The following is a 5,788-nucleotide window of genomic DNA, read 5'->3' on the forward strand; positions in this document are numbered from 1 at the left end:
GGCGGCGCGGGAGCGGCCGCGGGCCGGGCGGGGGCTGCCGTCCTGCGGGGCGGGCGCGCCCTCGGCGCGCGGGTGCGGGACGTCCGAGCGGACGGGCTCGTCGCCGGGCACGGCCGCACCGCGTACGGCTTCGGCCGCGGGGACGGGGGCCTTGCCGTGGCCCAGTTCGTCCGCACCGGCGCCGCGCGCAGGCACGGCGGGCCCGCCCGGGGCCGGTGTCGCGGCGGCCGCGGCGGGCTGCGGGCCCTCCTGCGAGGTGGGGTACTCCGTCACGCGTGGAATTCCGTCCGTTTGCGCTCGATGTGCGCTGCACTCAACTCGGTCAGTCGCGGTATACCCGCTCAGCGGCGGGGGCACCATCGCCCCGCGGTTCCGCGTCCCGCTCGTTACCTCTCGCTCTGCGTTGACCTCCGGTCAAGTCCCGCGTACGGCACGACATTTACGGATGTGCAGCCGGGCGCCCCTCTCGCGCGCGACCTGCGGAGGCAGATCTTACGTTTGAACCCCGGGGGCGCATCAAGGGTCTCATGAGGTCATATGCGCCGGGGTGCGGTCCCAGTCCTCGGGCAGGGCCGGAACGTTCCAGGAGGAATCCGGCCGCCAGTCCTGCCAGCCGTCGGAGAACGGCGCCCCCCACGCCTTGATCACGTCCACCGCCGCCCGCCCCGCGGCCTGCACCCGGCGGGCCTGTTCCGCGTCCATCAGACCGGACCGCTGGGCCTGCGCGAACTCGTCCTCGTCGCGCCACTTCCAGGTGCGGTCCGGGTAGACGGAGACGTCCAGGAAGTGGTCCACGGAGTCGACCCCGCCCGACCACCGCGTGCGCGGCTCCTCCAGGTTCACGTACCAGCTCTTGAACCGCCAGCCGTGTTCCCAGAACAGCCACACCGACCAGGGGTCCCCGGGCCGGGCCAGCTTCAGCACGCCGGCGCCGAACCAGCGGGCCCGTACGGTGGTGCGCGGCGCGGTGTACCGGGTGGCGAGCGGTTCCTCGTGGACGGGGGTGCCGTCGGCCAGCACCGGCTTGACGCACTCGGTGCCCGGGGCCATCCACACGGCCAGCAGCTCGTCGGTGTCCTGCACCACGGTCACCGGACGGCAGATGTGGACCGCGCCCTTCAGGTCCGGGGCGAGGTCGCGGTAGCGCCAGAGGATCTGGTCCCCGGGCCGCCAGCGGGTGCCCTGCGCGTCGTCGCCGCCCCCGCGGTCTCCGGTACCTGTCATGCGCAGATCTTAGGGCTGGGGCCCCTGCGCCCGCTGCGGTGCAGGTCACGGAGGTGCGCGAGGACGAGAAACGACCGAATCCGGCCCCAGGCCGGAAACGTTTTCAGGGCCTGGTCATCCGCAGGACGTCGAGCGCCTCGTCCAGTTGTTCCAGGGTCAGGTCACCGCGGTCGACGTAGCCGGACTCCAGCACGACCTCCCTGATCGTCTTCCGCTCGGCGAGCGCCCGCTTGGCGACCTTGGCCGCCTCCTCGTAGCCGATGTACCGGTTCAGCGGGGTCACCACGGAGGGGGAGGACTCGGCGAACTCCCTGGCCCGCGCCTCGTTGGCGGTGATCCCGTCGATGGTGCGGTCGGCCAGCAGCCGGCTCGCGTTGCCCAGCAGCCGGATCGATTCCAGCAGGTTCTTGGCCATCACCGGGAGCATCACATTGAGCTCGAAATTGCCGGCCGCGCCCGCCACGGCGACGGTCGTGTCGTTCCCGGTCACCTGTGCGGCGACCATGAGTACGGCCTCCGGGACCACCGGATTGACCTTCCCGGGCATGATCGAGGAGCCCGGCTGCAGATCGGGCAGATTGATTTCGGCCAATCCCGTGCGCGGCCCCGAGGCCATCCAGCGCAGATCGTTGGAGATCTTGGTGAGGGAGACGGCGATCGTACGGAGCGTCCCCGAGGTCTCCACCAGCGCGTCCCGCGCCCCCTGGGCCTCGAAGTGGTTGCGGGCCTCGGTCAGCGGCAGCCCGGTCGCGGCGGCCACCTCGGCGATCACGGCGGCGGAGAATCCGGGCGGGGTGTTGATGCCGGTGCCCACGGCGGTTCCGCCCAGGGGCAGTTCCGCGAGCCGGGGCAGGGCCGCCCGCAGCCGCTCGATGCCGTACCGCACCTGGGCGGCGTACCCGCCGAACTCCTGGCCCAGGGTCACCGGCGTGGCGTCCATCAGGTGGGTCCGGCCGGCCTTGACCACCTCGGCGAACTCCTCGGCCTTGCGTTCCAGTGCGACGGCGAGGTGCTCCAGGGCCGGGATCAGCTCGCGGGTGACGGCGGCGGTCGCGGCGATGTGGATGGACGACGGGAACACGTCGTTCGAGCTCTGCGAGGCGTTGACGTGGTCGTTGGGGTGGACGTCGCGGCCGAGCCGCTCGCCGGCCAGGGTGGCGATCACCTCGTTGGTGTTCATGTTGGACGAGGTCCCGGACCCGGTCTGGAACACGTCGACGGGGAAGTGGTCGTCCCAGCGGCCCTCGGCCACCTCGGCGGCGGCGAACCGGATGGCGCCGGCGACGTCCTCGTCCACCACCCCCAGCTTCGCGTTCACGGCCGCGGCCGCCGCCTTGACGAGCGCGAGCGCCTCGATGTGGGCGCGCTCCAGGCGCTGCCCGGAGAGCGGGAAGTTCTCCACCGCGCGCTGGGTCTGGGCCCGCCACTTGGCGTGCGCGGGGACCCGTACCTCGCCCATCGAGTCGTGCTCGATCCGGTAGGCCGCCTGGTTCTGATCGTCGGTCATGTGCATTGCCTCCTCAAAAAGTTGAGCAATTGTCTTGTTCGAAGTGTTCCCAAGTCCCCTACCGGCCAGTAAATACCGTGGGTAACACCGACAGGGGAGACGTTCATGACACGTGTGCGTACGAGACCCGGGCTCAGATCTACCTTCGCCGCCGTCGCCGCCCTCGCGGCCGCCCTCGGGGGCGTCGGCGCCATCACCCCCATGGCCCACGCGGTGACCGGCACCGCAGCCGCCGCGACCGGCACCCCGGCCGCGGCGACGCCGCTCCCGCCCGAACTGGAGGCCGTCCGCGCGGCGGAGGCCACCAAGATCTACGGCGACCCGGCGATCCGCCCGCTGAACGAACGCAAGACCGGCCTGATCTCGCTGGGCGACAGCGAGATTTCGGGCGAGGGCGTCGGCAACTACGACCCGGCGACCAACACGGCGGCCAACCAGTGCCACCGCTCCCCGGACTCCGCGATCCACCGGACCGGCATCCCGGCCGACCTGACCTTCAACGTCGCCTGCTCCGGCGGCTACACCGGCAACATCCGCATCGGCGGCAGCAAGCAGTACGCCGACGAGCTGGTGCAGAGCGACAGCCTCGCCATCAAGGCCCGCAACACGAAGATCAAGATGGTGCTGCTCGTCGCCGGCGCCAACGACGACCTCCAGTTCGGCCCGGTCATGACCGACTGCGTCACCCGCTGGGTGCTCAGCCAGGGCACCTGCGAGCCCAAGTACGGCCCCGGCTGGCAGGCGCGCGTCGACGGCCTGAAGCCCAAGGTCGAAGCCACCGTCGCCGACCTCAAGACGGTCATGCGCGACGCGGGCTACGCCGACTCCGACTACAAGCTCGTCGTCATGGGCTACCCCAGCCCCATCGGGCCCGACTTCTACGACAACCCGAACTTCCCCGGCAAGCTCCCCGGAGGCTGCGCCGGCTACGACTCCGACGCCGCCTGGGGCCGCAACCACGCCGTGCCCACCTTCGAGAAGGGCATGCGCGAAGCCGCCCTCGCCTCGGGCGCGACCTACCTGGACGACTCGCGGCTCTTCCAGGGCCATGAGGTGTGCATGGAGGACACCTGGGCCCGCGGCCTCTACCTGGACCTCGGCGACCACTTCCCGTGGGACGAGAACACGGCCCGCCAGTCCTTCCACCCCAACTACCGCGGCCACGGCGCGTTCGCGTCCTGCCTGACCCAGCTCTACGACTCCGGCCTGCGCGAGGCCTCCTGCGCCGACCCCGCCAGCACCGGCACGCCCGTACTCCAGGCCGGGGCCTGGGACGACCTGTACCGGCCGCTGAAGAACGAGGCGACCGGCAACTGCCTCGACGCCAACGGCGGCTCCAGCGCCAACGGGACGGCCGTCCTCGGCTGGGACTGCCACGGCGGCCGCAACCAGGGCTGGTGGTACGACTCCGCGAACAAGTCCCTCCACACCGAACTCACCCACGACCGCTGCCTGGACGCCCCGGGCGCCAACTACGGCGCCGGCACCGGCCTGATCCTCTGGAACTGCCACGGCGGCGCGAACCAGCAGTGGGTCCGCAACGGAACCACCCTGCGCCCCGCCGCCGCGTCCGGCATGTGCCTGACCGTGGCCGCCGCCCACGACCGGCTGCGCCTGCAGACCTGCAACGGCTCCGCGAACCAGCGCTTCGCGTAACCCCGCCCCGCACGATCCCGACCCCCCACACCCGGCCGGCGCGACCGGCCGGGTGTTCCCCCCGGGGCTCACAGCCCGTTCAGGTACTCCCGTACCTCCCGCGGCCGGTTGGTGATCAGCGTGTCCACACCGAGACGCAGGCACAGCTCCACGTCCTCCGGCTCGTCCACCGTCCACACCCGCACCCGCAGCCCCTTGGCCTTCAGCCGCCCCACCAGCCCCGGATCCCGGCGGACCAGATCGATACCGGGCCCGGCATGGCCCGCGAACGGCGGCCGCGGCGGCCGCAGCGCCCGCTCGACCAGGTACACGGCGGGCAGCCCGGGCGCCAGCCGGTGCAGCCGCGTCAGCGCGTTGCGCGAGAAGCTCATCACCTCGACGCGGCCGTCCGCGCCGTCGGCGAGCCCGTGGTCCTTCAGCACCCGCACGAGCTCGGCCTCCAGCCGGCCGCCCGCCCGGGTGGGGTGCTTGGTCTCGACGGCCAGCCCGACGGGCCGGTCCGCGGCCAGCGCCTCCTTCAGCAGGTCCTCGAAGAGCAGCACCTGCGCCCCGCGGTGCGCGTCGCCCTTCCAGCCGCCGAAGTCGAGCGCGGACAGCTCCTCGTACGTCATGGCCGAGACGACCCCGCGCCCGTCGGAGGTCCGCTCCACCCGCCGGTCGTGCACGCACACGAGCCGCCCGTCGGCACTGAGCCGTACGTCGCACTCCAGCGCGTCGGCGCCGTCGGCGATGGCCTGCCGGTAGGCGGCGAGGGTGTGCTCGGGGTGCTCGTGGGAGGCCCCCCGATGGGCGATGACCCGCACGTCGCGGGCGGTGGCGAGTGAACTCATGCCCCAGACGTTATCCGCATGCGGCGACCGCCCCGGTGCAGCATCCTGCACGGATGGCCGAACACCCCATGACGTTCCACTGCACGCCGTGCGCGTCCTGCCGGGACGAGTCCTGGCAGCGCATCGTCGACGGCCGCCTGCGCTGGGAGTGGCAGCACCACTGCCCGGTGTCCGGGACGCAGGCCTGCGGCGGAGGCTGGGGACCGGCCCCGGAACAGATCCGCGAGGAGGTCGTGGCCCGGGAGGGGACGGTACGCCTGGAGGTCGGCGGCCCGCACGGCATTCCCCTCAAGCCCCTCCGCGAGCTGATGGCCCTCTCGCTCCCCGAGCTCGTCCATGCCCGCACCCACGGCTTCGAGGCCACCCCGGTGGAGGCGGCCCTGCTGCGCGGTGCGCTCGGGTGAGGGGAATTCGGCGATCCGCTCCGCCGCGGCGGCGGGCGCTGTCACGGCAAGAGCCCCTGGCGGGGCCAGGGGCTCTTCAGCGGGGGCCGGGTGAGGTTACGCCAGGCCCGGGCCGCGGACCGGGATGTGGGTGAACGTCGGCTCCGGGGCCGGGTTCTGGAAGAAGT

The 5,788-nt window shown here is 72.4% G+C and carries 5 protein-coding genes and 1 pseudogene; 2 read left to right on the top strand and 4 right to left on the bottom strand.

Going from position 1 to position 5,788, the window contains the following annotated elements:
* From ACFXA3_RS33220 to ACFXA3_RS33230, 3 genes and pseudogenes are all read right to left on the bottom strand, one after another.
* A pseudogene (locus ACFXA3_RS33220) lies at nucleotides 1-273 on the bottom strand (hypothetical protein); the annotation flags it as partial.
* Between the two features lie 252 nt (nucleotides 274-525).
* Nucleotides 526-1,224 (bottom strand): DUF402 domain-containing protein, encoded by a 699-nt coding sequence (locus ACFXA3_RS33225; protein WP_385192991.1) that lies wholly within the window; start codon nucleotides 1,222-1,224, stop codon nucleotides 526-528.
* Between the two features lie 103 nt (nucleotides 1,225-1,327).
* Complete coding sequence (locus ACFXA3_RS33230; protein WP_385192993.1) at nucleotides 1,328-2,731, bottom strand: class II fumarate hydratase; 1,404 nt, start codon at nucleotides 2,729-2,731, stop codon at nucleotides 1,328-1,330.
* Nucleotides 2,732-2,836: 105 nt separating this feature from the next.
* Between ACFXA3_RS33230 and ACFXA3_RS33235 the strand changes: the two genes are divergently transcribed.
* A complete protein-coding gene (locus ACFXA3_RS33235) occupies nucleotides 2,837-4,387 on the top strand; it encodes a ricin-type beta-trefoil lectin domain protein (RefSeq protein ID WP_385192996.1) in 1,551 nt (516 codons plus the stop codon).
* Between the two features lie 68 nt (nucleotides 4,388-4,455).
* Here the strand turns inward: ACFXA3_RS33235 and ACFXA3_RS33240 are convergent, their stop codons facing one another.
* Nucleotides 4,456-5,217, bottom strand: a complete 762-nt coding sequence (locus ACFXA3_RS33240; protein WP_385192999.1) for a glycerophosphodiester phosphodiesterase — start codon at nucleotides 5,215-5,217, stop codon at nucleotides 4,456-4,458.
* Between the two features lie 53 nt (nucleotides 5,218-5,270).
* Here ACFXA3_RS33240 and ACFXA3_RS33245 point away from each other — a divergent pair, with 53 nt between their 5' ends.
* Complete coding sequence (locus ACFXA3_RS33245; protein WP_385193001.1) at nucleotides 5,271-5,621, top strand: hypothetical protein; 351 nt, start codon at nucleotides 5,271-5,273, stop codon at nucleotides 5,619-5,621.
* Nucleotides 5,622-5,788 lie beyond the last annotated feature (167 nt).

Origin of the sequence: Streptomyces sp. NPDC059456, from assembly GCF_042750055.1 — a bacterium.
In the GTDB taxonomy this organism is placed as follows: domain Bacteria; phylum Actinomycetota; class Actinomycetes; order Streptomycetales; family Streptomycetaceae; genus Streptomyces.

Coding starts and splice junctions, on each gene's coding strand:
- ACFXA3_RS33245 (WP_385193001.1), top strand. CDS start 5,271: ATGGCCGAACACCCCATGACGTTCCACTGCACGCCGTGCGCGTCCTGC.
- ACFXA3_RS33240 (WP_385192999.1), bottom strand. CDS start 5,217: ATGAGTTCACTCGCCACCGCCCGCGACGTGCGGGTCATCGCCCATCGG.
- ACFXA3_RS33235 (WP_385192996.1), top strand. CDS start 2,837: ATGACACGTGTGCGTACGAGACCCGGGCTCAGATCTACCTTCGCCGCC.
- ACFXA3_RS33230 (WP_385192993.1), bottom strand. CDS start 2,731: ATGACCGACGATCAGAACCAGGCGGCCTACCGGATCGAGCACGACTCG.
- ACFXA3_RS33225 (WP_385192991.1), bottom strand. CDS start 1,224: ATGACAGGTACCGGAGACCGCGGGGGCGGCGACGACGCGCAGGGCACC.